At 39.5% G+C, this 24,320-nt stretch carries 27 protein-coding genes; 21 read left to right on the plus strand and 6 right to left on the minus strand.

Annotation, left to right across the window (positions count from 1 at the left end; all coding sequences use genetic code 11):
• The first annotated feature begins 302 nt into the window (after positions 1–302).
• The 3 genes from AC0VYV_RS01230 (at position 303) to AC0VYV_RS01240 (ending at position 2,132) form a co-directional block, all read left to right on the plus strand.
• On the plus strand, positions 303–1,046 hold the full coding sequence (locus AC0VYV_RS01230) for a divergent polysaccharide deacetylase family protein (RefSeq protein ID WP_475367437.1): 744 nt from the start codon (positions 303–305) through the stop codon (positions 1,044–1,046).
• Positions 1,047–1,120: 74 nt separating this feature from the next.
• The gene (locus AC0VYV_RS01235; RefSeq protein ID WP_475366304.1) at positions 1,121–1,687 is read left to right on the plus strand and encodes a biotin transporter BioY; all 567 of its coding nucleotides are present in this window, start codon (positions 1,121–1,123) and stop codon (positions 1,685–1,687) included.
• 61 nt (positions 1,688–1,748) lie between these two features.
• Positions 1,749–2,132 (plus strand): DoxX family protein, encoded by a 384-nt coding sequence (locus AC0VYV_RS01240; RefSeq protein WP_475366305.1) that lies wholly within the window; start codon positions 1,749–1,751, stop codon positions 2,130–2,132.
• A 191-nt stretch (positions 2,133–2,323) separates the two neighbouring features.
• Here AC0VYV_RS01240 and AC0VYV_RS01245 read toward each other — a convergent pair whose 3' ends face one another.
• A complete protein-coding gene (locus tag AC0VYV_RS01245) occupies positions 2,324–3,226 on the minus strand; it encodes an aldo/keto reductase (RefSeq protein ID WP_475366306.1) in 903 nt (300 codons plus the stop codon).
• Between the two features lie 145 nt (positions 3,227–3,371).
• On the opposite strand from AC0VYV_RS01245, the gene AC0VYV_RS01250 reads away from it, so the two are divergent.
• The 6 genes from AC0VYV_RS01250 (at position 3,372) to AC0VYV_RS01275 (ending at position 7,580) form a co-directional block, all read left to right on the plus strand.
• Positions 3,372–3,572 carry a hypothetical protein gene (locus AC0VYV_RS01250; RefSeq protein ID WP_194222522.1) on the plus strand — a complete coding sequence of 67 codons (201 nt, stop codon included), beginning with the start codon at positions 3,372–3,374 and terminating at the stop codon, positions 3,570–3,572.
• A 299-nt stretch (positions 3,573–3,871) separates the two neighbouring features.
• A complete protein-coding gene (locus AC0VYV_RS01255; RefSeq protein WP_475366307.1) occupies positions 3,872–4,411 on the plus strand; it encodes a hypothetical protein in 540 nt (179 codons plus the stop codon).
• Between the two features lie 174 nt (positions 4,412–4,585).
• Entirely contained in the window at positions 4,586–5,686 is a 1,101-nt protein-coding gene (locus AC0VYV_RS01260; RefSeq protein WP_475366308.1) for a M24 family metallopeptidase, read from the plus strand.
• A 132-nt stretch (positions 5,687–5,818) separates the two neighbouring features.
• Positions 5,819–6,256, plus strand: coding sequence for a disulfide oxidoreductase (locus AC0VYV_RS01265; RefSeq protein WP_475366309.1), 438 nt, complete (start codon positions 5,819–5,821; stop codon positions 6,254–6,256).
• Entirely contained in the window at positions 6,253–6,717 is a 465-nt protein-coding gene (locus AC0VYV_RS01270; protein ID WP_475366310.1) for a thioredoxin family protein, read from the plus strand. Before AC0VYV_RS01265 ends, AC0VYV_RS01270 begins: the two co-directional genes overlap by 4 nt.
• Before the next feature lie 113 nt (positions 6,718–6,830).
• Positions 6,831–7,580, plus strand: coding sequence for an SDR family oxidoreductase (locus tag AC0VYV_RS01275; RefSeq protein ID WP_194222517.1), 750 nt, complete (start codon positions 6,831–6,833; stop codon positions 7,578–7,580).
• Positions 7,581–7,635: 55 nt separating this feature from the next.
• Here AC0VYV_RS01275 and AC0VYV_RS01280 read toward each other — a convergent pair whose 3' ends face one another.
• Complete coding sequence (locus AC0VYV_RS01280) at positions 7,636–8,853, minus strand: DUF819 family protein (RefSeq protein WP_194222516.1); 1,218 nt, start codon at positions 8,851–8,853, stop codon at positions 7,636–7,638.
• Between the two features lie 174 nt (positions 8,854–9,027).
• Between AC0VYV_RS01280 and mscL the strand changes: the two genes are divergently transcribed.
• From mscL to AC0VYV_RS01305, 5 genes are all read left to right on the plus strand, one after another.
• A complete protein-coding gene (mscL, locus tag AC0VYV_RS01285) occupies positions 9,028–9,534 on the plus strand; it encodes a large conductance mechanosensitive channel protein MscL (protein ID WP_475367438.1) in 507 nt (168 codons plus the stop codon).
• A gap of 93 nt (positions 9,535–9,627) precedes the next feature.
• Positions 9,628–10,314 carry an alpha/beta hydrolase gene (locus AC0VYV_RS01290; protein ID WP_475366311.1) on the plus strand — a complete coding sequence of 229 codons (687 nt, stop codon included), beginning with the start codon at positions 9,628–9,630 and terminating at the stop codon, positions 10,312–10,314.
• 103 nt (positions 10,315–10,417) lie between these two features.
• A complete protein-coding gene (locus AC0VYV_RS01295; RefSeq protein ID WP_430241952.1) occupies positions 10,418–11,056 on the plus strand; it encodes a nucleotidyltransferase domain-containing protein in 639 nt (212 codons plus the stop codon).
• Between the two features lie 90 nt (positions 11,057–11,146).
• The gene (locus AC0VYV_RS01300; RefSeq protein WP_194222513.1) at positions 11,147–11,476 is read left to right on the plus strand and encodes a tRNA-binding protein; all 330 of its coding nucleotides are present in this window, start codon (positions 11,147–11,149) and stop codon (positions 11,474–11,476) included.
• A 95-nt stretch (positions 11,477–11,571) separates the two neighbouring features.
• A complete protein-coding gene (locus AC0VYV_RS01305; protein ID WP_475368297.1) occupies positions 11,572–12,324 on the plus strand; it encodes a nucleotidyltransferase domain-containing protein in 753 nt (250 codons plus the stop codon).
• Between the two features lie 58 nt (positions 12,325–12,382).
• On the opposite strand, the gene AC0VYV_RS01310 is transcribed toward AC0VYV_RS01305, so the two are convergent.
• A complete protein-coding gene (locus AC0VYV_RS01310; protein WP_475366314.1) occupies positions 12,383–14,326 on the minus strand; it encodes an oxidoreductase in 1,944 nt (647 codons plus the stop codon).
• 213 nt (positions 14,327–14,539) lie between these two features.
• The gene (locus tag AC0VYV_RS01315) at positions 14,540–15,397 is read right to left on the minus strand and encodes a DegV family protein (RefSeq protein ID WP_194222510.1); all 858 of its coding nucleotides are present in this window, start codon (positions 15,395–15,397) and stop codon (positions 14,540–14,542) included.
• A 147-nt stretch (positions 15,398–15,544) separates the two neighbouring features.
• On the opposite strand from AC0VYV_RS01315, the gene uvsE reads away from it, so the two are divergent.
• On the plus strand, positions 15,545–16,510 hold the full coding sequence (gene uvsE, locus AC0VYV_RS01320; protein ID WP_475366315.1) for a UV DNA damage repair endonuclease UvsE: 966 nt from the start codon (positions 15,545–15,547) through the stop codon (positions 16,508–16,510).
• Positions 16,511–16,798: 288 nt separating this feature from the next.
• Here uvsE and AC0VYV_RS01325 read toward each other — a convergent pair whose 3' ends face one another.
• Positions 16,799–17,386 carry a TetR/AcrR family transcriptional regulator gene (locus AC0VYV_RS01325; RefSeq protein WP_430241944.1) on the minus strand — a complete coding sequence of 196 codons (588 nt, stop codon included), beginning with the start codon at positions 17,384–17,386 and terminating at the stop codon, positions 16,799–16,801.
• Positions 17,387–17,515: 129 nt separating this feature from the next.
• On the opposite strand from AC0VYV_RS01325, the gene AC0VYV_RS01330 reads away from it, so the two are divergent.
• Positions 17,516–18,505 (plus strand): NADPH:quinone oxidoreductase family protein, encoded by a 990-nt coding sequence (locus AC0VYV_RS01330; RefSeq protein ID WP_430241942.1) that lies wholly within the window; start codon positions 17,516–17,518, stop codon positions 18,503–18,505.
• A 94-nt stretch (positions 18,506–18,599) separates the two neighbouring features.
• Here the strand turns inward: AC0VYV_RS01330 and AC0VYV_RS01335 are convergent, their stop codons facing one another.
• Positions 18,600–19,238: an O-methyltransferase gene (locus AC0VYV_RS01335; RefSeq protein WP_430241940.1), complete on the minus strand. Its 639-nt coding sequence runs from the start codon at positions 19,236–19,238 to the stop codon at positions 18,600–18,602.
• Between the two features lie 356 nt (positions 19,239–19,594).
• On the opposite strand from AC0VYV_RS01335, the gene AC0VYV_RS01340 reads away from it, so the two are divergent.
• The 5 genes from AC0VYV_RS01340 (at position 19,595) to AC0VYV_RS01360 (ending at position 24,204) form a co-directional block, all read left to right on the plus strand.
• Positions 19,595–20,494, plus strand: a complete 900-nt coding sequence (locus AC0VYV_RS01340) for a hypothetical protein (RefSeq protein ID WP_430241938.1) — start codon at positions 19,595–19,597, stop codon at positions 20,492–20,494.
• Positions 20,495–20,790: 296 nt separating this feature from the next.
• Entirely contained in the window at positions 20,791–21,273 is a 483-nt protein-coding gene (locus AC0VYV_RS01345) for a PH domain-containing protein (RefSeq protein ID WP_475366317.1), read from the plus strand.
• Entirely contained in the window at positions 21,266–22,708 is a 1,443-nt protein-coding gene (locus AC0VYV_RS01350) for a PH domain-containing protein (protein WP_475366318.1), read from the plus strand. The genes AC0VYV_RS01345 and AC0VYV_RS01350 overlap by 8 nt, the downstream gene beginning before the upstream one ends.
• A gap of 82 nt (positions 22,709–22,790) precedes the next feature.
• Entirely contained in the window at positions 22,791–23,444 is a 654-nt protein-coding gene (locus tag AC0VYV_RS01355) for a cobalamin B12-binding domain-containing protein (protein WP_475374379.1), read from the plus strand.
• Positions 23,434–24,204, plus strand: a complete 771-nt coding sequence (locus AC0VYV_RS01360) for an STAS domain-containing protein (RefSeq protein WP_475374380.1) — start codon at positions 23,434–23,436, stop codon at positions 24,202–24,204. Before AC0VYV_RS01355 ends, AC0VYV_RS01360 begins: the two co-directional genes overlap by 11 nt.
• Positions 24,205–24,320 lie beyond the last annotated feature (116 nt).

Raw genomic sequence — 24,320 nt, forward strand, 5'->3', positions numbered from 1 at the left:
ATAAATTGTCTCAAGGTTTAAATCGATCCATGTGTTTCTTTATGTATCGAGGTTTTCAAAAGGATGTGATGTATGTGATTTTTTTGAAGTAATTGAAGAGAGAGAAGATCGGTTGACCACTTTCTGTACAGATGCGTAGTAAATACTCATCTACGTTCATACTGAAGCTCCTTTCTTCTCTCTATTTTCATGCAGTCGAATGGATAACGCAACTGATCTACCTCGGCATTCATGAAGAAGCCTTGTATGGGAATAGTAAAGGGTGAAAGGAGTGTGTGGACGTGAACAAGTGGGTTTGTTTTATGATGTTGATCGTACTTTTTCCAAGTCACGTGTATGCGGAGAATAATCGCGAGTTGGCCATTGTTATTGATGATTTTGGAAATGACATGGGTGGGACAGATGAAATGCTTCGATTACCTGTTACACTAACGGTAGCCATTATGCCGTTTCTTGAAACGACTGAAAGAGACGCAGAGGAAGCGCATCGTTATGGACATGAAGTGATCGTTCATGTTCCGATGGAACCGGTAAAAGGGAAGAGAAGCTGGCTAGGTCCAGGCGCAATTACAACTGATCTTTCTAATAAAGAAATTCAAAAGCGAGTAAACGAAGCGATTGAGGCTGTTCCTCATGCGGTTGGAATGAATCACCATATGGGTTCAAAAGCGACAGCTGATGAACGAGTGATGAGGATAGTTCTTGAAGTGTGTCGAGAAAAGGGTCTCTATTATTTAGATAGCAAGACAACAGGCAAAAGTGTCATTCCTGAACTAGCAGAAGAAATAGGGGTACCTTACCTTGAGAATGAGCTGTTTTTTGACGATGTCTATACGATTCAACATATGAGCAGACAAGCTCAAGAGTTGGCGGAAAAGCTGAAGGATGATGAGGCTCATATCGCAATTGGACATGTAGGAATCGCCGGGAAAAAGATGGTAGCTGTTTTAAATGAATTTATTCCAATGTACAAAAGCGAAGCAAAAATTGTACCTCTTTCACAGATGATTCCAGGTTTTGAAATGATTGATGAAAGCATGCCTTAAATAGAACTTCCTCCTTTCTATAATAAATGTTAACATTTATTATATATAGGTTAACATTTGAGGGGGGGAAGAAAATGCAGAAATCAAAGCTTAGAATGATAATTTTATGTGGATTCTTTATTGGCATTACAGTTATTCTTGCACAAATGGAAATCCCTTTACCACTTGTCCCTATTAGTGGACAGACTTTAGCTGTCGGTTTAACCGCCACAATTCTTGGTAGTAAATACGGTGCCATTACAATGACAGGCTATACAATATTAGGGGGGATTGGTCTTCCGGTGTTTGCACAGGCTAAAGGTGGATTAGGAGTCTTATTAGGGCCGACTGGTGGATATATTTTTGCCTTCATTATTGCGGCATATGTTACTGGCCTTATCCTAGAGAAAACATCGTATACTTTGATACATGCGATGTTGGCGAACACCGTGGCTATGATTATCATCCTTTTAATCGGTACGATTCAATTGAAATTTGTTGTAGATCTAAACTGGCATGATGCGATGATTGCGGGAGTTTATCCTTTCTTATTTGTTGGTTTAATCAAAGCATTTCTTGCAAGTTGGTTAGGTATTACTGTTCGCAAACGTCTGATTGAAGCAAGGCTCTTACAAAGTCCAGTGGGACCGATTCAAGCATAAAGTGATCCAAGGACCCTATCTGACACGTTAGCTAAGAAACAATACAAGTGAGGTGTCCATTGTGAAGAACAGAATGGAATGGGGCTTTCTGGGTGGGCGAGTAATACTCGGTTTCATTATGCTAGCTCATGGAATACAGAAACTAGGTGGAATAGGAGATACCATTGCCATGTTTGAAAAGATTGGTCAACCTGCCTGGTTAGCTTATGCTACAGCCATTATTGAAGCCGTTGGAGGAGCGTTTCTTATTGCGGGGATTTTCGTTGTCCCATCTGCGATCCTTCTAGGATTAACGATGATTGGTGCTATTGTTTTTGCAAAGCTTCCTATGGGATTAATAGGAGGCTACGAATTTCCACTCTCCCTTTTTGGATTATCACTTATATTAGCATTTACAGGTAGTAGGAAGTTGGCCTTATCTGAAGTTATTTCAAGTGAAAAATAAAAAGATGAAATAGAACGATCTTTGAAGAGATGATTTTTCAACAAATATTGTACAGCAAGATAGCTCTAAATAGTGCTAAATAAACGTTTGTTTAAGAAGAATAAAATAAAGAAGCGCCTTTCTGTAGAGAGGCGCTTCTATTTGTGTCATATCCAGATAAAATTCAGAATATATCTCGGTTAGCGATGCTCTTATGGAATATCATGTCCCATAGAACTTGTTAGAATTTCAAACCACTGATCACGTGATAAGGAGTAAGAAAGAGCTTCGACAGCACTATCAATTCGCTCTAGCTTTCCTGATCCAACGATTGGCATAATGTTTGCCGGATGGTTAAGTAGCCATGCATAAAGCACTTGATCGATCCCTTCAGCACCGGTCTCAGAGGCTATCTTTTCTATCGTCTTGCGGAGACGAACTGCTTTATCGTCTTGCGATGTGAACACATCTCCTCCTGCAAGTGGAGACCATGCCATTGGTTTCATTCGCTTTTCCTGACAAAGATTTAACGTGCCATCTTCGAAGTTCTCAAGATGGTAGGCTGAAAGTTCCAGCTGATTTGTAATTAACGGTTGATCCACATAAGATTGTAGCATGTTAAATTGATGATGTTTGAAATTAGAGACTCCAAAATGACGAACCTTTCCAGCTTGTTTTAATTCAGAAAAAGCTTCGGCCACTTGTTCTGGATCCATAAAGGGGTCAGGTCGATGAATTAACAGGACATCGATATGCTCAATCCCAAGTGCTGTAAGGGACTGTTCAGCAGAAGCGATGATGTGATCTTTACTTGTATTATAATGATGAGATTGGTGGGAGGGACGATTGGGAGACTCGATTACAATCCCGCATTTTGTGACAATCTCCATTTGGTCACGTAGAGATGGCTTGAGTGCTAATGCCTTCCCGAAAAGTTCTTCACACTCATAACTTCCATAAAGATCAGCATGATCGAACGTTGTAATGCCACGATCGAGATTATGCTCTATTAAAGAAAGTGTTTCTCCGCTCGTTTGATTCCAGTCTGCCAGTCGCCAGAGACCATGAACGAGACGAGAGAATGATAAATCTGCTGTTAGATGAATACGCTGCATCATTAAACCTCCAAAATGGTTTTGTATGTACTTTTCTTATCATAATGTAATGAAATCGTTTGCGCAACTTGTTGAACCTTTATTAGTTGGCAAATGTGCTCACCCTTAATGATAATGCTTCTCATTATCATTAAGGCGTGCTATAATGAAAAAAATAGTCAACGAAGAGGTGGGTAAAATGGTTGAAACGTTACAAATCTCCATGTTTTTCTTAATACTGGTCTTTTCCTTTACAGCATTTGCACTTGTTCTTAGAGCAGAGGCTTTAAGAAGTGGTTATGTACGTGAAAAGAAAACGAGTGCTTTTGAATCAACACCACCAATTTCATTTAAGAAAAGTTATTGACTTTCTAATTGATAAAGATTATCATTATCGGTATAGAAGAAAAGAGACATGGTGTTCCCCGACACAAATTGTCCTATATAGCTCAAACAAAGCCAAAGAAGTTCCCCCTTCTCCAATTGTTTGAATATTGTAGCTGCCAACGCCGGCAGCTATTTTTATTTGTCTCCTTTAATAAATATACATAAATGCTTTTATACCAGTGATTTAGAAAGGGTTTTTATCCATATATTTTCATTTACAAAATTTAATAACGTGCTAAACTAATTTTTGGAAGTACACATATAATGGGGGTTATACCAATGAAAAAGGTCTTTTTTGTATTGAGTTTATCAATGCTTCTCGTCGTAGCAGCATGCGGTTCAAATACAAATAGTGCTAATGAAACTAGCGGAGATGCAGAGCAGATGGACACGAAGAGTGTTCTACTTGATTTTCAATCTGAAATTGTTAGCGTATTGAAAGAAAATAATGAAGACATTGCAGCATACGAGTCAGCTAAGTTTGCTGTAAGTGACAGTGAAACACCAGAAGAGGAAAAGCCTTCAACTGAAGAACTTAAAGAGCTGAAAGGCAGTGCTGTAGAAGCAAGCAAAGCCACTGTTGAAGGTATTGAAAGCCTGGAAGTTCCATCTGAATTGAAAGACTCGAAAGAAGAAATTGAAAGCGCACTTGATGAACTAACGGAAGCCTATGAAATTCGCGCAGAGCAAGCTGCTATTGATGATCCTTCAGTGCAAGAGAAGGCATTAGAGCATTTTACGATGTTTGAAGATCAAATGGGTAAAGTATTTGAAGATGCTGATTTAATTAAGCCAAGCTTTGCGAAAGAACTAGAATAGAGAAATTTAACCCTGCATATTAAATGCAGGGTTTTTTACATAGTAGTTTTTTGTATGACGTATACGATTTCACGTATGATAAGCTAGGGGAGGAAACGCTCTTAATAATCAAGAGGCCTGTGTTCTGATAGAATGAAAAAATGAACAGGTTAATTTAAAAAAGGAAGTGTCACTATGAACGAACGTTTATCGAAATTTACGAATTACCTTATTGAGCAGAATCAAGATTTTGCCTACATCCATTCCCCTTCTAATGTCTATTATTTGACTAACTTTCATTGTGAGCCTCATGAAAGGTTGCTTGGACTTTTTGTGGTGCCGAATCAGGAACCATTCCTAGTCTGTCCTGGAATGGAAGTTTCACAGGCTAGAGACGCAGGGTGGAAATATGACATTATCGGCTATAGTGATTCAGAACAACCATTTGACTTCATTTTTGAAGCATTGAAACAACGTGGCATCCATAAACCAACTAGTGCTTCGATTGAAAAAGGTACGCTTGCTTATGAGCGAGCTGAAGAACTGCAAGCACGTTATCCTGAGCTGAGCTATCACTCAGCAGAGCTTGGACTGAATCAATTGCGCCTAATTAAGGATGAGAAAGAAATTGAAGTATTACGTGAAGCAGCAGCACTTGCTGATTTTGGTGTAGAGACTGGTGTTAAGGCTTTACGAGAAGGTGTTACAGAGATGGAAGTCCTTGCTACCATTGAATTTGAATTGAAGAAAAAAGGAATTCGTGAGATGTCATTTTCAACAATGGTCTTGTTTGGTGAGAAATCTGGACAACCACACGGTAACCCTGGAGAGCGTCAATTAAGAAAAGGAGATCTCGTCTTATTTGATCTCGGAGTTGTATTAAACGGGTATTGCTCTGATATTACTAGAACAGTGGCTTTTGGTGAGACTAACGATAAGCAAAGAGAAATTTATGAGACAGTATTAAGTGCACAAACGGAATCACTTAATATCTCAAAATCCGGGACACGACTAGGTGATATTGACCTTGCAGCAAGAAACGTTATTTCTGATGCAGGCTATGGCGAACACTTTCCACATCGTATTGGACATGGTATTGGAATTGAAGTACATGAGTTTCCTTCCATGAGCGAGAAGAATGACGACTTGCTTCAAGTAGGTATGACGTATACGATTGAGCCGGGTATCTATCTACCAGATGTTGGCGGCGTGCGTATAGAAGATGATGTTCTTGTAACAGAGACTGGTTATGAGACGTTAACAAAGTACCCGAAGGATCTACAAATTATTAAGTGAGATAAAGTCGGCTCTTCAAAGAGCCGGCTTTAAAAAGAGTTAGGTGGATTGTCATCATTCTGTTTATTTCATGTCATCAATAGTAGTGTATAATAATAATATATTTTGGCTTGAAAGAAGAGAGGTACAGCTGTGAATACTGAGAAAAAAAGTGAGTATCTTTTATTTGGAGCGTGGGCTGCTTCAGTTCTTGCCCTTGCTGGAAGTTTGTATTTTTCTGAAGTTCTTAGATACGAACCTTGTGAACTATGTTGGTATCAAAGGATTCTCATGTATCCTCTAGTTATAATTCTAGGTATCGCTGTGGTGCGAAAAGACGCATCCCAACGATTTTATGTTCTCCCATTGTCGATCATTGGTACATGCGTTTCGCTGTATCATTATTTGCTACAAAAAACATCTTTTCTAGCAGAAGCGGCACCTTCATGTGGTAGGGTTCCATGTACAGGTGAATATATTAATTACCTTGGATTTATTACGATACCGTTTCTTGCACTTATTGCATTTCTAATCATTACGATTCTAATGGTTGCCTTACATAAGCAAACAAAGAGGGAGGAAAACATGTGAAGAAAGCTATTATCTTTCTTGGTATTGTCATCGTAATATTCGGAGCACTCGCCTTCGTTACAAACTATAGTAATAGTGAGAAGACAGAAGGGAATCCATACGGGAAGAGCTCTTTAAATCCGGCTACAATAGAGCAACTTGACGATCCATTATATCAAAATCAAATTTTACCTGATGAGCTTGAGGAAGCCCTGTCTAATGAAGAAGATGCCTTCGTTTATTTCTATAGTCCAACATGTATCCATTGTAAAAATACTTCCCCAGTCCTTGTACCACTTGCCGAAGACATGGGAATTGAATTGAAAAAATACAATGTTCTTGAGTTTGAACAAGGTTGGAATGATTACAGAATTGAATCAACGCCAACTCTTGTGCGATTTAAAGATGGTAAAGAAGTTGATCGTATTGTAGGTACGCAATCAGAAGACACTTTTAAACAGTGGATCGAAAAGAATGATTAACATACTAAAGCACCCTATGAGGGTGCTTTTTGTATACAATAAAACATTGGAATGTTTACACGTCATTCAACCGGGAACTAGAGATGTGAGGATAAAACGAAAGGTGGAGAATCATGAGTCATATTAATGGAAAAGTAGTTATTATTACTGGAGCAAGCAGTGGAATCGGCGAAGCAACGGCGAAGAAACTTGCAGGAGACGGCGCAAAAGTTGTTCTTGCAGCTCGACGTGAGGACCGCCTTGAAGAATTAAAGAACGATATTACGAACAATGGCGGAGAAGCAATTATTCAAACAACAGACGTAACTTCAAGGGAACAAATGCAGGCTCTTGCCGATAAAACCATTGAGCATTATGGACAGATTGACGTCATGATCAATAACGCAGGATTGATGCCACTATCATTCATGAATAAGCTTAAGATTGATGAGTGGGATAAGATGGTTGATGTGAATATAAAAGGTGTCCTCTACGGTATTGCCGGAGTTCTTCCACATATGGAAGAAAGAAAATCTGGACATATTATTAATGTATCTTCTGTTGCCGGTCATGAAATTATGCCAGCTGGTGCAGTGTATTGTGGTACGAAATTTGCTGTACGAGCGATTACAGAAGGACTGCGTAAGGAAATGTCTCCTTCAACAAATATTCGTGCAACGATCATATCACCAGGGGCTGTTGCAACAGAGTTAACGAACACAATTACAGATGAAGATGTTCAAGAGAAGTTGAACAATCGCGGACCAAATGGTCTTGATCCACTAGATCCAGAGGCGATTGCTGATGCCGTTTATTATGCTGTTGGTCAACCTGACAGTGTATCGATCAATGAAGTACTAGTGCGTCCAACATCCCAAGGATAATGAAAAAACCGTTCTCCATTTAGGAGAACGGTTTTTAACTTTCTAGATTAAGGTTCTAGAGCAACATTGTGGCGACCATCTTGGCCAATTGCGCACAGAGAACCGCTGCGTAGCTACCGACAACATTACCTACAATTCCCATCAAAAGTCCAACAGGAGCAAGTGAAGGTTGGAAAACAGAGGCAACGATTGGTGCCGAGCTTGTCCCACCAATATTTCCTTGTGAACCTACGGCTACAAAGAAAAGAGGGGCACGTAATAAGCGCGCTGCGATGAAAATAACAAGAATATGAATACTGAGCCACACAATGCCCATTAAAACATATTGTGGTGAATCCACTACATAAGTAAGATCCGCTCTTGCCCCTATTGTTGCAAGCAAAAGATAAATGGCTGTATAGCCGACTTTACTAGCGCCATAACCCTCTAGCTTTTTAATAGGAGTGAATGAGAACAAAATACCGATGGCAGAAATAATCATGACTGTCCATGTTGTTGTAGAAAGAACAGCTGATTGTGGAAGATTCTCGGAAATTTTCAATACAATATAAGAGACACCAAAGCCAAGTCCAAGTAATCCTAGTAGCTGAGGTACTTGAATTGGGCGTTCATTCTTACGTTGAATATCATTCATTTCCTTATTCACACTTTGAATAACGGAATCGTCCGCTTTGTTCCATTTGTTAAACTTGTGCTGGAATCCTGCTAGGAAAATCATAATCCCCATCCAGCTATAGCCGACAACAGTGTCAACGACAATAATTGGGGAAAGAATTTCTTTCGGTGTCCCCACTGCTTCAATCATTGCAGCCATATTCGCTGAGCCGCCAATCCAACTTCCTGCGAGAGCAGCAACTCCTGTCCATGCGTCAGCAGGTAGCCAAGGTTGGAAGATGGCTAGCGCAATCGGCCCGCCGATAATAACACCGATTGTTCCTGCTAGGAACATTAATAAGGCTTTTGGTCCTAATCTTAACGTAGCTGGGACGTTAGCTGATAATAATAACAGCAGGAGCCCAACTGGAAGAATATACGTAGAAACGAAGCCATATAAAGTCGACTCTTGCGGAATAATCGCAAATGTCGTTGATAGCATTGGGATAAAGTATGTCCAAATTAACGGTGGGGCATAATGAAATATCTTCTGCAGAACGTTGTTTTTTGATTCGCCAAGCATGAAGATTGCTCCAACTACAACCGTTAGATAGACAAATACAGCCATCGGATCCTCAATTAATGGATTAGCCTTTGACCAGGCTAGTGCAAATGTCATTATTGTTCACTCCTTGATGTTAGACTATAGTCGCAAATAGACATTATATCATCTAAGTGACTTTCTTCGCTTTTAAAATTAATTAAAGAAAAGTTGCGAGTATTAGAAAAATTCATAGCTTGTATTAATGAAGCATACATATTGTGTAGAGCGAGGATAAAGGAGTGAATTTCCATCGGTCTATTAAATGAATTTCGTCATTTCGCTATTAGAGGTAACGCGGCTGATATGGGAATTGGAATTGTCCTAGGCGCAGCGTTTAGTAATTTTATCGATTCGCTTGTTTCAGATATAATACTTCCACCTGTAGGTCTACTATTAGCGAGAATTAATTTTTCCGATCTTTTTATTAGTTTAAATGGGCATTATTATCCTTCTCTCTCTGATGCAAAAGAAGCCGGGGCGGCAACAATCAATTATGGAGTTTTCCTTACAACGTCCATTCGCTTTTTAATCATTTTCTTTTCGGTGTTTCTTGTCGTTCGTCAGTTGAATAGATGGCGAAAACCAGGACAGGATCCTATTAATTCTATGACTAGAAAAGAATGCCCGTTTTGCTGTACACCGATACCTTCGAAAGCGGTGATTTGTCCGAATTGCTCTACATCTCTTCGTGAAGAATTTGAACCGCCTTCACTAAAGGTTCATGTTCGGAAAGATTCAAGAACATCATTTAAGTAATAGGAATGATATGTATGGGCAACAAGCGATTAACTTTTTCTTCTGATGGGAATATAAAGTGGTAACGACAGAAGGAAAGGTGAGAGGACAAACATGATTGGTTGTTTGCTCATACATGGATTTACAGGGTCACCATTTGAGGTTGAACCTTTGGCAAATTATTTTCGAAGTCAAACGGATTGGGTTGTAGCATCACCGACACTTCCAGGACACGGTGAGAACGATTCACTTAAAGGGATTACCTTTCAACAGTGGGTAGATACAGCTGAGGAATATTTAGTACAGTTATTAGAAAGGTGCGACACGATTTATCTCATTGGGTTTTCAATGGGGGGCGTTCTTGCAGGCTATTTAGCAACGAAGTACCAAATCGATAAATTAGTATTATTAAGTGCAGCTATACAGTATATCCATCCTTTTCAAATGGTGAAGGATATAAGAGAAATGATGACTGATCTATGCAGAGGAAAGCTTCTTCAGAATGAGTTATTCATTCGCTATAGCAAAAAGGTAAAGACAACGCCACTCCTTGCTTCATTAGAATTTCGAAAGCTTGTCCAACACCTCAAGCCATCCTTCGAACAGGTCTCTATTCCAACGATCATTTTACAGGGAAAGCTTGATGGAATGGTACCTTATAAAACCGCTGATACGATTTATCAGTTGATTCGTTCGGATGAGAAACAGGTTAGATTGATGGAGAATTCAAAGCATTTGATCTGCCACGGGGAGGATCGGGATGAGGTTATTCATACGGTGTACCGTTTCCTTACAAACTAGCGGGATGATTGTTTATAAAACAAAGAACTTGCTTTTAACTATAAAGAACAGCTTCATACTTGCTAGCTCCTTCTTAGGGTCTCGGTGAAAAGGAGAAAAAGAGATGCGAAATCCACTACTTACTCCAATAATGATTGAAAAATACGCTAAACGACTTGTTGTCCGATTGAAACAACCATCGTTATCTGGGATTGTTTTGACTGGTAGCTTTGCTAGAGGGGAAGCTGGTCCATATTCCGATCTGGATATCTGGTGTTTTTATAAGGAGCTCCCAAGTAAGTCGCCATGTCTCCCTGAACTAACGGGTATTTCACTTGATCTAAGAGAAGTTAGTCTACAGGAATTTAGTGAAATGGCTGATGGGTCAAAAGAGTATGTGGCTCCTTGTTTTGAGCAATTAAATGTATTTGGAGAAACACCTTTTGTCCTTCCTTCAAGAAATAAAATCAAGGTTGGTCTTATGAGCCTGCTACAGTCTATTGATACTCGCTTGCAACAGTGTGTGCCACCAATCAACCACTACGAATTATTAAATGACATCATGTACGCCCTTCGCATCGAACAGTTCTTCAAGACTTCACAATACCCCCTCACCCTATCTGAACTATACGCTATACAATTTGAAGAGAGCGATCGCTTCCTAGTAGAGTGTTATTCTTCATTCTTATTTGGAGAGCGACACAAAAGTGAGGATGAAATTCATAGCGGGATTCATCTTTTTATGGAGAAGAGATTGGAATAAGAAGGATTTTAAAATCATCTCGAGAAACAAATGGTAGAGGTATTGAAAGAAAATGATACTATACTTAGATGAAAAGGCAGGGTGGATGAAGTGGCGACGTTTGATGATTTTATGAAACTTGATATTCGTGTTGGGGAAATTATTGAAGTGAATGATTTTAAAAAGGCTAGAAAACCAGCTTATCAATTAAAGGTAGATCTGGGGGAGGAAATTGGTATCAAGAAGTCCAGTGCACAAATTAAGGACCTGTATAACCAGGATGATTTAATCGGTAAACAGGTGATGGCAGTGGTGAATTTCCCCCCACGGCAAATTGCAGATTATATGTCTGAAGTACTTGTATTAGGCGTATACGGAGATGAAGGAGTCGTGCTAATACAGCCTGATCAAAAAGTGAAAAAAGGTGATAAATTAGGATAAGGAGTGCATATAAGCATTCTTTTTTTCTTGTCTATTTACTTCCAATCCCTATATAATGATTTAATATCTAAAAAATGTAAAAATGAGGTGAGGGAGTGAAGCAAGAAGAAGCAGTTCGACTGATATCTAACAGTCTGGAGCAAGATCCTCTCGTAAAAGCAATTTTCCTTAAAGGATCTATGGGGCGAAACGAACATGATGAAAATTCGGATGTTGATCTTTATTGTCTTGTAGAAGAGAACGATGTGGAGTTGTTTCTTAAGAATCGAAAGCATCATTTAGAAGCATATGCTAATCTTCTCTTTTATGATGAAATTTTCATTATTGCTCCACAGATCATCGCTGTGTTCGATAATATGCTCCATCTTGATTTATTTACAGTGACAGCGGAATCGTTGGTAGAGAAAGATTATTGCAAAGTGATTTATGATCCCAACAATCGGTTGAGTCATTTTAATGAGGAGTTAACCTTATCGAGGCAGGAGTTTATCAATCACGTGGATGATACAGCTTTTTTCTTATTTCAATACGAGAAGTCCAGAAGAAGAGGAAACGATATTTGGTCTGTTCATATGTTAAATCAAGTTATGCTTCATTATTCAAGAGTGATATTGCACCGTTATCATCCGGATCGAGCTCAGCTTGGTTTAAAAGCATTGGATGGAACACTGAAAGAGAAAAAGGTTGAGAAGTCGAAAGAAATTTTTCAGTTTATGACGATTGAAGAGCATGAGAAATCTGCTAAGTTTATTCGAAACTGGTTGAAGGAAGAGGAAGATTGGATCATAGAGCAGTTAGAAGGTACGGTTTATAGTGTGCCTTTTCTTAAACGTATGATTTGGAATTGATATAGAACGAAAAGAAAAGGCGCTCTCTGGCGTCTCTTCTTTTCGTTTTGGGACCTAGCTAGTTAATCGATATGGTTTCGGGTTCAAACGCGATTTTAGCACCTTCATAAATGGCGCGTTTCGCATCTAGCTCACCAGCAAGACGAGCGCCACCGATAACTGCGATATCAACACCTTTTTGTGAAAGCAATTCGCATTCACGGGGTATATTCGATTCCTGCCCAGCTGCGAGAATGATGGTGTCGGCTTCGAGAAATTCTTTCTCGCCTGTCTCTGCATTTCTGATTGTAAGACCATCCTTTGTCATTTCTTCATATGAGAGATTCGTTCGAAACTTCACACCATTTTGTTTTAAATCCTGCAACATCGCCCATTTAGTTGTTTTGCCAAGGCCTTCACCCATTTTTCCATTACGTCTTAGAAGGAGAATGTTATTGATTCCTTTTTCGATTAAGAAATGAGACACATCGCATCCGATGCCACCGGCCCCAATGATAATCACATTTCTGCCCACAGCCACATTACCAGAAAGAACGTCTGGATAAGCGATGGAGTGTTCAATACCCGGAATAACCGGTTGCCGTGGTGTCACACCAGTTGCTACCACAACAAGATCTGGTGAATGATTTAAAAGCTCTTGTTCTGTTGGTTTATGATTTAAATAAATCTTAACGCCTAATCGGTTTAGTTCCGTTGTATAGTAGCGAATGGTTTCATCAAATTCTTTCTTGATTGGAATTTTTCTAGCCAGGTTAAACTGCCCACCAAGCGCAGAGCTCGCCTCATAAAGTATCACGCTATGACCTAATTCAGCATGAGCTCTTGTAGCTTCCATGCCAGCGACGCCTCCACCGAGCACAATAACTTTTTTTATATTTTCAGCTTTCTTAATGGTCCACTTGTGCTCTCTGCCAGCCCTGGGATTAACAAGACAAGAGACGGCTTTGCCTTCGAAGGCATGATCAAGGCATGCCTGGTTACAAGCGATGCATGTGTTGATCTGATCAAGTGCTTGTTCCTTCGCCTTCACTAATAGATGTGGATCGGCCAGGAAAGGTCTAGCCATTGAGACCATATCGAGTTTCTGAAGTAACTCTTCAGCTAGAACCGGGTCATTAATTCGATTACTTCCAATCACCGGGATGGTCACCGCTTCTTTAATTTGTAGAGCGGGTTCAATAAAACCAGCACGAGGCACCATCATTGAAATCGTTGGGACTGTTGATTCGTGCCAACCGATTCCAATGTTTAGAATATCAGCGCCATGGGCCTCTAATTTTGTAGCTAGTTGAACGGTTTCTTCTGGTGTTGAGGAGTCGGGTACTAAATCGAGTCCAGACATACGAAAAATCACTGGATAATCCTCTCCGACTGTTTTTCGAACTGCTTTAAGGACTTCGATTGCAAAACGGGTGCGATTCTCAAAGTTTCCGCCCCATTTATCTGCTCGCTTATTTGTTCTTGGTGATAGGAATTGATTGATTAAATATCCTTCAGAGCCCATGATTTCTACTGCGTCAAATCCAACCTCTTTCGCTTTCCTGGCAGCTTCTGCATAGGATTCAAGTAAATTAAGAATATCAAGTTCATTTAGTTCCTGGGGAGTTTCTCTGTGTATGGGCGATTTGATAGGAGATGGAGCGACAGACGGAATGCCGTTCATCTCAGAGTAAGCATATCGTCCAGCATGAAAAAGCTGTGCCGCAATACGCCCATTTGCTGTATGCACGCTGCTTGTTAATCGTTTCATGACTCGAAGATCATCGTCTCGATAGAATCCTAGAAAATGGTGTCCACCATCGCCTTCAGGTGAAACAGAAATCCCTCCTGTGACAATGAGACCTGGCCCGTTCTCTCCTGACCGTTCAGTATAAAACGAAATGAGAGCATCCTCTTGATCCTTATTACCTTCCATTCCAAGGTGCATGGATCCCATCATTACTCTGTTCGGCAGGGTTAATCTCCTTAATTGAATTGGTTTAAATAATTTTTCCCATTTCATAACTGCTCACCACACTTCTTTGTTTTGAACACATTTCGATGAATGGTCATTCATTTCCTGTAAAGAAAGCGTTTTTTTATTTTAAATTTTTATTTTATTCAAGGCAATGGTAATGAATGTTATTGATTTTTGGCTCATTTGAGTAATCAACAATATGAGCAAACATAGATTTATCCAAAAAAAAGAGCGCAAAATGCGCTCCCTAAATGGATATTAATTTTTCTTGAATGCGACAAGAAGGCCACCTTCGCCAGCATAAGTGCCAATAAGCGGCCCCATCGTCGAAAGGATGACGTTTTTAAATTTATAGCGTTCTTGAATTTGCTCGATTAATGCTTTTGCTTTATCCTCACAATTACTATGAGCTACAGCAATGACTTTATCCTCAAAATTATGCCCATACTCGCCAATTTTTTGTATGAACTGGCGTACTGCTCGCTTGTTTCCGCGGATTTTATCAAGGACCTCAAGTGAACCATCGTCATCACTTGCCTTCATAAGTAATTTAATATTCAAGGCAGAAGCAATCGTTCCTCTTACACGATCGAGGCGTCCCCCCTTGATAACGTTCTCAAGGGTGTCTAATAAAAACATTGTTAGCGTATCTTCTGTGTATTCATATGCTTGTTCAACGATGGATTCAAAGGTTTCGCCGTCACGAGCCATTTCTGCAACGTGATAAACAATGATCCCAAGACCTGATGAGGCTGTTTTTGAATTGATGACTTCGATTTTCCTGTCAGGATGTTCCTCATGAAACATTTTCTTTGCAAGTACAGCATTGTCATAAGTAGTGCTTAATGCTCCGGACAGCGCTATAACAAGAATATCGTCCTCAGGACTTGCTTCTTCAAATTTTGTAAGAAAGTCCTGTGGTGCTGGGGCAGAGGACTTAGGAAGTTCTTTCGATTTTTTTAGTTTTTGGTAGAACGTTTGCGTATCAAGATCTACTCCAGCTTTGTATTCTTCTTCACCAAAGAGAAGGTTGAGTGGAACGACCGTTACGTTCAATTCATTTAGCAGTTCTTCAGGGAAGTCGACGCTGCTGTCAGTAATGATTCGAGTTGCCATACAATTACCCCTTTTTTGTTATTACCCGCATCCAGGTATTATGTCTATTGTACCACGCTTCAACGTCTAATCGAACGTAAGTTGTGGCTAATGAATTAAGAATGGAATGGAGAGCCTAATAGAAAGATGTTTGGAGGTGAGAATGGAATGACAATTATTCGGCTAGGGTATGTCGCAATGAGTACAGAACTGAATAACAGCTCTCCGTCTCAGACGATGACATATGCTCAATTTCAAAAAATCCAAGATAGAGAAGCTGCTATTCGGAAACTGGAGCGGATTGCAATTTCAAATCTTGAGAACTGCCTACGTCTTCTTAAGCACAATAAAGGGAACGAGATTCATTTTTTTCGCTTTAGCTCAAGGCTAATCCCGCTTGCCAATCATGAAGCCCTTGAAGGGTGGGATTATCTTTCTCCACTAAAGAAATCGTTGAAACAGGTAGGTGATTTTGCAATTAGAGAAAAAATGAGGGTGGACTTTCACCCGGATCATTTCGTCTTACTTAATTCACCTAAGAAAGAAATTTTACAAGCATCGATTCAAATGCTTTCTTTGCACGTGCGCCTTCTTGAAGAAATGGGACTTCCTTCAACACATCGGTGTGTCCTTCATGTAGGAGGAGCCTATGATGATAAGGAGAAATCACTTGAACGGTTTATCCATAATTGGATGTATACCCCACACAAAATACAACAAACCATTATTTTAGAGAATGATGATACAACGTTTACGCTCCTAGATACTCTTTATTTATGTGAGAAGTTAAACGTGCCGCTCGTTTTTGATTATCATCATCATGTGGCGTGTCATAAAACAAAAGATTGGGTGACAGAATGGGGGAGAGTGGTTAATACTTGGAGAGACTCTTCACTACCTGTTAAGATGCATATTTCTTCTCCTAAGAGTGAAGAGGATTTTCGAAGTCATGCTGATTATGTAGATGTTGATTGGTTCTTTTCTTTTCTAAATGAAGTCAAAGGTAGCACAGACCAAATTGATTGTATGATTGAAGCCAAGCAAAAAGATGCAGCGCTCTTTCAACTGATGGAGAGAATTAGACAAAGAAGTGATGTTGAACTAATTGATCAATCTACGTTTAAACTAAAGTAAAACCGGGCGTGCTTGGCCCGGTTTTACTCTGTGATTTTTTTGCTTTTTTGTTTAGTGGAAGGCTTTGTTTGGTTGGCATGTTCAACAGATTGAGACAGCTCTTTTTTCATGCCGCGTTTTTTCTCCTGAGGCAAACGTCATTCCTCCTTTACTTGATGTTAGCTTGTCCTTTCTCAGTTGTTTTATTAATAAGAGTGAAAGGCTGACTTGTTTTTTGAGAGAATGAAGTTCAATAGGAAATGTGGAGCTTTTCATTGAAAAGTAGCACGGGTCGAAAAGTAGCAAAAGTTAGTTTTGTATATAGGAAAGCACGCTTCTGTAACAAGCTGTTTTATATGCGCTATGTTGTATATGGTCACCCGTCATCATCCATTGAATCATATAACCGTCTATCATGGCCCTTATTGTTCTCCCTGCCTCTTCGTTATCAATCGTACGAAAGGCGCCCTCTTTCTTCCCTTGCTCGAGAATCACTTTAGAGATGGATGAACAATTTTGATAAAAGCGTTCATTTATTTCTCTGTACCGTTTGTTTTTGGTTGCCTGCGCAAGAAAATCTAAATATACACGGTAGAATTTCTCATTTTCTTTAGGACCTACAAACACTGTATTTAAATATGCCAGAAGCATGTTAGTTGAAGTTGTTTCTTTTTCAACAGCCAGCTTCTCTTTTTCGTATATGCGATCGGTAATTTGAGCGAGCAGATGAGCAAGTACGTCCTCTTTGTTCTGGAAATAATAATTCGGGACGCCTTTACTTACGTCTGCATAATCAGCTATGTCTTGAAGTGTAACCGCCTCATAGCCTTTATCAGAGACGGCTTGATAGGCTGCTTTAATAATCTGCTGTCGCTTTAACTCAGCTTTACGTTTCATCTCATTCCTCTCCTTACAGTGATCATTATACACAAACCATATGTGTGATTAAAGAATTCAGATTAATTGACCGGTCAGAATAATTTCTGTTAAGATGAGTCCGAAAGAAAGTTGAAGGAGGGATCCTAGATGGATCAATTTAAAGCTTTAGTTGTTGATAAGGTTGATGAGAATACAGAAGTATCGATAAAGAATTTAACGAAAGACGATCTTCCTGAAGGAGATGTGTTAGTTAAAGTTCATTATTCTAGCGTGAACTATAAAGATGGGTTAGCTACTCATCCAAAGGGAAATATTGTTAAGAAATATCCCCACATCCCTGGTATAGATCTTGCAGGTGTTGTTGCTGAATCGGATCATCCAGATTGGAAGGAAGGAGATCGGGTCATTGTTACTAGCTACGAGTTAGGCGTGTCACACTACGGTGGGTTTAGCGAGTATGCAAGGGTGAAATCAGATTGGATCGTCCCACTTCCTGAAGGGTTGTCTTTTAAGGAAGCAATGGTATACGGGACAGCAGGATTTACGGCAGCTCTTTCCGTGTATCAACTTGAACAAGCTGGTGTGACGCCTGAAAAAGGACCAGTTCTTGTGACAGGTGCAACGGGTGGCGTAGGAAGTATGGCTGTTGCTATTCTAGCTAAAAAAGGGTATGAAGTGGCAGCAAGTACAGGGAAAGAATCAGAATACGATTACCTGAAGCAACTTGGTGCGACACATACAATCGGTCGAGAAGAAGTAGCCCCTGAAGGATTTAAGCCAATTGGCAAGCAGAAGTGGGCAGGCGCAGTCGATCCCGTTGGAGGAGAAACGCTTGCTGCTGTTTTAAGTAATACAATGTACGGTGGCGCAGTTGCCGTAAGTGGTCTTACTGCAGGCGCTAAAGTTCCTACAACTGTTTTTCCGTTTATTTTAAGAGGAGTTAATTTACTTGGAATTGACTCTGTCTATTGTCCAATGGAAAAACGGAAGGAAATTTGGAAGAAAGCCGCTGACGAGTATAAACCGTCTGAGCACCTTGAAGCGATTCAAAATGAAGTGACACTTGATGAACTACCTGATGTGTTGAGTTCTATTCTAAATGGCAAAGTACGTGGAAGAACAATCGTAGCATTCTAAATAAGAGGGCGATGTTAGGCGGTTTCTTCGCCTTTCAGCTAACAAAAAGAAGGGAGAGCAATGCTCTCCCTTCTTTTTTGTATATTTCTTCTAGTTAAGGTTTTACTCTACAAATCGTTAAGCCATCGCACAAAGGCAATAGAATGGACTCAACTCTATCATCAGTTGCTATTTGTTTATTAAATGTTCGAATAGCTTCCACATTCTCACTATGAATATCTTCATCGAAAACTTTATCACCTTGAAGGGTATTATCAGCTACGATGACTGCTCCGGGAGTTGCTAATTTTAGTGCCATAGTAAAATAGTTAGGATAGTTCACTTTATCAGCATCAATAAAGAAGAAATCGTATTGCTGGCCGGCATTATGGAGAGATTCCATATTTTGAAGAGCGGGTCCTATGACATACTTCACTTTATCGCCAAGTCCAGCTCTAGTGAGGTTGTCTTTAGCAACATTGGCGTAGGTTTCTTCTAACTCCAGGGATGTGAGGGAGCCTTCTTTCTCAAGAGCACCTGCGAGCATGATGCCACTATAACCGCCAAGTGCACCGATTTCCATTACGTTTCGAGGTTTTGCAATACTTACGAGTAGAGCTAGGAAGCGTCCTACTTCAGGTTTAATTGAGATTGCGGGCATACCATTTCTACGAATGCTTTCATTGACTGATTGAAGTGCTGTGTCTTCATTTCCAAATAAATTGCGAATATACTCATCATGGTTGCGTGCCAAGTGAATCTCATCCTTCCTGAAATTAGTGGATTCGTAATCATTGTTATGCAGAAGAGAAAGGGTGTCAAGGTAAAAGTCGTCCTCCTACTACTGTTTATTCACTAGTAGTAAAGAGAGCATGTCCCGGTTAAGTGGCTTGAATAGGGAGTAAAGTCCTAGTCCATTCCACAATACTTGGGAAAGTAGGAAACAATTCGCTTAATTAATCCGACGAAAGTTATTGTTATTTCCCAATACCCCCTTGACGAATTGTTTGTTAAACTAGTACTAACAGCAAGGATCGGTTATAAATATCTATCCTTTTTCCTACTTGCCTAAACGGAAGAAGGCAGCTGATTATGAAGGGAGAGTTTAGAATGCCGTTAGAGCAAGGGAACAAAGCACTTAAATCCGGTGAAAATGCCCATCACAATACTAAAACATCTGAGCGGGTCAATGTACCCAAGCTACCAATCGCAAGTGAAGAAGGCTTTTCTAATGTTGTAAGGGATTCAAACCAGAATTATTGGTTTACCAAGCAACTTTCATCTAACCATGTCGAGGTTTATGTCTTTGTTCACCACCTTGCTCAATTGAGAACATTTCAAGTAAACGGGAAGCCAAGTTTCTATGAATATCCTGAGTCAGTTTGCATTGCTTGTGAAGGGGAAGAATGGAATGGATGGATTTATGAGTTCGCAAAGGAAGACCCGCGAATCACACACCAGTGGCATGTGAATGGCATTTTCTGTGATCTAAAAAGAAAAGGAAATCAGCTAATTGTTTCTTCTTACCATGTTGAAGGAAATGAAGCTCTTTTAACAACATTCGGTGACAAAGGAAAAAAAGTGATCCCGCTAGAAGCTGGATATTCTCCAGTTAATATGATGATCGCAGAGGAAGGCATATATATTGCTGCACTATCGATCTCAGCTTCTTATCAAGATCAGATTCTTCTTCTAAATGATTCTTATCAGATAAAAAATTCCTTTAAGCTCGACTTTTCTCCAAGAACGATTCACTCCTGGAACGGGAGCTTAATTGTTCATGGCATCAATGGGCGAACAGGGAAAAGTGATCAGCTCGTTTATATATGCTCCAAAACAGGACATCAAGAAAAATTCCCTATCCCAAGTAGTGAGCTTGTTCAATGTTCAGATCAACATCTAACTTTCTACAACGCTGACTCAAAAATACTATCGATTTGGGATCATGAACAAAAAGAAATCATTAGTATGAGAGAATCCGAACGACCATATGTATCAAAGCATTTTTAATTCTGTCATGCTCATAAACGTTATTAATTTATTGGGCCTTTATCCTTTATAAGGACTTTTCGCTCGAAATGAGCCAGAATCGAAAAATCAATATTATGGACTAATATAGTTTTGATTTTAGAAAAAACTTGAGCTGAATGTCGCTCAAGTTTTTTGTTTTGTGAGATTTTGATGAAATGAAAAGGTGAATGAAGAAGGAACAAAGAATACAGTTAGAACTAGTGATAGAGGACCTTAATAAACATGATATACTAATTTAAAGAAAATAGAAGATACGAGGTAGAAGGGGGAAAAGAATGCGACTGGAACCTTCAAAACAAATTGATCCACAAGGATTGAAAGTTTGGCAAATTACTGGTGGACTGGCTTCTTTACTAGCCATTGCTCTCCTATGTGGCCTGTTTGTTATTCATTTAATGATAGTACCAATTCCTATATGGACATTGGTGATAAGCTGCATACTTGCTTTGCTCTTTTTCCTATTACAAACCTGGATTTTACCGAGATTACGATGGTCAAAATGGCGGTATGAAGTAACAGAACATGAAATTGAGCTTAAATATGGCGTTATTGTAGTGAAGCGAACGTTGATTCCAATGGTTCGAGTTCAACACGTTGATACAAGACAGGGCCCACTTTTAAGAGCTTATCGTCTATCATCTGTGACTATTTCTACTGCAGCAACGACTCACGAGATTCCAGCTCTATCAAATGACATAGCAGATGAGCTAAGAGACCGTATCTCCGTGCTTGCAAGGGTGGCGGAAGAAGATGTCTAATAAGAAACGTCTTCATCCAGTGGCTATGTTATTATCCCTTTTAAGATACGCAAGAGAAGCGGCGCTCCCTCTTATTTTCTTTATTTTTGTTGGGGGCGGAAGCGGCTATGAATGGTGGCACGTTATAGCAATAGGGGCACTCTTATTGTTTACGATCGGAAATGGTGTTCTTGGTTGGTTTTTTTATACATATCAAGTCGAAAACAATGAGCTTCGAATTCATCAAGGCTTTATATTTCGAAAGAAAAGATTCATTCCACGTGAAAGAATTCAATCCATTGATTTTTCTGAAGGTCTTATTCAACGTTTGTTCAGTCTTGTGAAAGTTCAAATTGAAACCGCTGGTGGTGGTGGCGAACCTGAAGTGGTTATGTCCGCTCTAAGACGTGAAGATGCAGAGCTATTAAGAAGTGAACTTTATGATAAAAGAAAACCAAAATTAGATGAAGAAGTGGAAGAACTTAAAAATCCAAAGACATTCGAATATAAGCTTTCATGGCAAGAGTTACTTATAGCGGCATCCACGTCGGGCGGTATTGGCGTAGTGATCTCGTTCGTTGCAGCCTTTGCTTCCCAAGTGGATGATCTTCTTCCTGATGCATTTTATGAGAGTATGACAGAGCGAGTGATGGAGGCTACCCTTCCATTTGTATTACTTGCTGTTGCCTTTTTATTATTAGTCTCCTGGATCTTCTCTGTTTTGGGGACTGTTTTGAAGTACGGAGGGTTCATTCTCACTCGAATGGAGAATGATTTAATCATTAATAGAGGGATATTAGAGAAGAGACAGTTAACGATTCCTGTGCATCGTATTCAGGCCATACGCATTGTAGAGGGGGTTCTTCGTCAACCGTTCGGCTTTTCTGTGCTTTATGTGGAGAGCGGTGGTGGCGGTGGAAAAGATGAACAGTTTTCAACGATTTTATTTCCGCTTATAAAGCGTCAGAAAGTTACCGAGTTGCTTGCAGAAATTCTACCTGAATTAGCGATCCATGAAGAATATGTCTCCTTGCCTGTTCGTGCTAGGAGAAGGTATTTTTTTCGATTCTGTATCCCCGTTCTATTACCAATAGGTGTCATTAGTTACTTTGTTCCATATGGCGCTATGTCGATATTGTTGCTACCGCTCTTTGCTCTGATTGGTTATCTTCATTATCGAGATGCTGCTTCTGGTGTGAAAAATGACGTGGCGCTGTTACAATTTAGGCAAATTGGGAGAACACGTGTCTATGTTTCTCGTAAGAAGGTTCAATCGCTGGAAATCGAGACGAATTTCTTCCAAAAGCGTCGAAAATTAGCTACATTTAAGGTATCGATTTTATCAAGTCTTGCTGGAAAACAGTTTAGAGTGAAAGACATCGGTCATTCTCATGCAGAAGAACTGTTAAATTGGTATTCCTATCGTTCAAATAAAAGTAAGGATAATAAAGAGTGAACTTCTTCTTGCAGAATGTCAGGTCATATGAAATAGCAATACTTTTAGAGGGATCATTCATCTTATAGAAAGGGGTGTGAACATGGCGATCAATATTGAAATGTTAACAGATGACTTTCTTGAAGGTGATCAAAATCAAGCATGGGAAAGAATAATGGAGCATTCTGAGTTGCTGGAAAACAGTTATTTAACCTTCGAAGTTCTTACAAAAGCGATGCATCGTATTGGAATACTATGGGAGGAAAATAAAATATCTGTAGCGGACGAGCATTTAGCTACAACAACTTGTGATTATGTTCTATCACGATATGCGCATTTTAGAAAGATGGCGAATCGGAATTCAGAAGGACCAAAGGCTCTTTTTCTTTGTATCGAACAAGAGCAGCACTACTTGGGAGTGAAAATGATTTCATTGCTCTTTGAGGAATACGGATTTCAAACAAAGCTTTTTGGAGCAAATTTACCTCTTGAGTTTACTTTAGATCAAGTTAAGAAGTGGGAAGCATCAGTAGTAGGGATTTCAGTCTCTATTCGTTACCATGCGGAGCGCTTAAATCGATATGTAACCGAACTTGAAGATTTGCCACATTCACCTGAGATAATAGTAGGAGGTAGGCTTGCATCACAATATGATTTGTCTAGCTACTGCTCTGAACAAACTACGCTAGTAGCTGATTTGTATCAGGTACGTGAATGGCTTGAAAGTTGGAAGGATAGTGTACAGTATGATTTATGATATAAATGATCATCCTCTTCCAGCTTTTTTAATTGATGAGACATTGACGATCCTTTCACAGTCCGAAAATGCTGTGAAAGCTTTCTCATTTCATTCGTCTTTCTTAGATCTAGTTGATCTTGATAGCAGAGATAAAGCGGTACGTATGTTGAGCCCCTCTCAAAATGAAGTTGAGTTAGAATTGGTCATGAATACGGTTCAGTCGCCCTATTCTCTTTTTCAGGTTTTTGCAAAATGGTCAAGTGGGATCGGGCAGATAGTTTGTATCAGACAGGATGATCGTATTGAGAAGTTGTCCACTATGCTACAGAAGCAACAGGAGAGACTAGCAGATACAAACTTTGATTTATTAGATAAAAAGGAGGAGCTTGAAGCTGCTTTATTGAAAATAAAGCAGCTATCAAGCCCCTTCTTACCAATATCTAATAATATGGGGATTATTCCTTTGTTTGGTGAACTTGAAAAGGAGCTCTTTCTTGTTAACGAATTAAATCTTTTGCAAATTTTGAACAATGGAAAGTATGAACGTGTGATTCTGGACTTTAGTGGTATTGGAGAAATTGAAAATAGCGGTGTTCTTCCGCTGTTATCGTTTTGCTCAATGCTCGAAGTTACTGGCGTTTCCGTGGTTTTATGTGGGTTAAAACCGAATCATGTGCTTCAATTAATGAAGTATGATTTTGAATTAAATCAAAACTTTGAGGTTACGGGAAGCTTAAATGATGCTGTAGATTATTATTTAAAACAGTCTTTCATGTAAAAAAACCAGTGATTAGTTTAATATGTACCCTATAGAGTAGACACTTAAAAAAAGTCTGCCCTATAGGGTACTTTTATGTATAATGAGGACAAATTCTACGATGGGAAATGATTATT

The sequence above is a fragment of the Anaerobacillus sp. QJM3NY_17 genome, from assembly GCF_056173665.1.

Bases quoted from the DNA above. Each gene is read 5' to 3' on its own strand.
- AC0VYV_RS01230 (WP_475367437.1), top strand. From the start codon at position 303: ATGATGTTGATCGTACTTTTTCCAAGTCACGTGTATGCGGAGAATAAT.
- AC0VYV_RS01235 (WP_475366304.1), top strand. From the start codon at position 1,121: ATGCAGAAATCAAAGCTTAGAATGATAATTTTATGTGGATTCTTTATT.
- AC0VYV_RS01245 (WP_475366306.1), bottom strand. From the start codon at position 3,226: ATGCAGCGTATTCATCTAACAGCAGATTTATCATTCTCTCGTCTCGTT.
- AC0VYV_RS01250 (WP_194222522.1), top strand. From the start codon at position 3,372: ATGAAAAAAATAGTCAACGAAGAGGTGGGTAAAATGGTTGAAACGTTA.
- AC0VYV_RS01255 (WP_475366307.1), top strand. From the start codon at position 3,872: ATGAAAAAGGTCTTTTTTGTATTGAGTTTATCAATGCTTCTCGTCGTA.
- AC0VYV_RS01260 (WP_475366308.1), top strand. From the start codon at position 4,586: ATGAACGAACGTTTATCGAAATTTACGAATTACCTTATTGAGCAGAAT.
- AC0VYV_RS01275 (WP_194222517.1), top strand. From the start codon at position 6,831: ATGAGTCATATTAATGGAAAAGTAGTTATTATTACTGGAGCAAGCAGT.
- AC0VYV_RS01280 (WP_194222516.1), bottom strand. From the start codon at position 8,853: ATGACATTTGCACTAGCCTGGTCAAAGGCTAATCCATTAATTGAGGAT.
- AC0VYV_RS01290 (WP_475366311.1), top strand. From the start codon at position 9,628: ATGATTGGTTGTTTGCTCATACATGGATTTACAGGGTCACCATTTGAG.
- AC0VYV_RS01295 (WP_430241952.1), top strand. From the start codon at position 10,418: ATGCGAAATCCACTACTTACTCCAATAATGATTGAAAAATACGCTAAA.
- AC0VYV_RS01310 (WP_475366314.1), bottom strand. From the start codon at position 14,326: ATGAAATGGGAAAAATTATTTAAACCAATTCAATTAAGGAGATTAACC.
- AC0VYV_RS01315 (WP_194222510.1), bottom strand. From the start codon at position 15,397: ATGGCAACTCGAATCATTACTGACAGCAGCGTCGACTTCCCTGAAGAA.
- uvsE (WP_475366315.1), top strand. From the start codon at position 15,545: ATGACAATTATTCGGCTAGGGTATGTCGCAATGAGTACAGAACTGAAT.
- AC0VYV_RS01325 (WP_430241944.1), bottom strand. From the start codon at position 17,386: ATGAAACGTAAAGCTGAGTTAAAGCGACAGCAGATTATTAAAGCAGCC.
- AC0VYV_RS01330 (WP_430241942.1), top strand. From the start codon at position 17,516: ATGGATCAATTTAAAGCTTTAGTTGTTGATAAGGTTGATGAGAATACA.
- AC0VYV_RS01340 (WP_430241938.1), top strand. From the start codon at position 19,595: ATGCCGTTAGAGCAAGGGAACAAAGCACTTAAATCCGGTGAAAATGCC.
- AC0VYV_RS01345 (WP_475366317.1), top strand. From the start codon at position 20,791: ATGCGACTGGAACCTTCAAAACAAATTGATCCACAAGGATTGAAAGTT.
- AC0VYV_RS01350 (WP_475366318.1), top strand. From the start codon at position 21,266: ATGTCTAATAAGAAACGTCTTCATCCAGTGGCTATGTTATTATCCCTT.
- AC0VYV_RS01355 (WP_475374379.1), top strand. From the start codon at position 22,791: ATGGCGATCAATATTGAAATGTTAACAGATGACTTTCTTGAAGGTGAT.
- AC0VYV_RS01360 (WP_475374380.1), top strand. From the start codon at position 23,434: ATGATTTATGATATAAATGATCATCCTCTTCCAGCTTTTTTAATTGAT.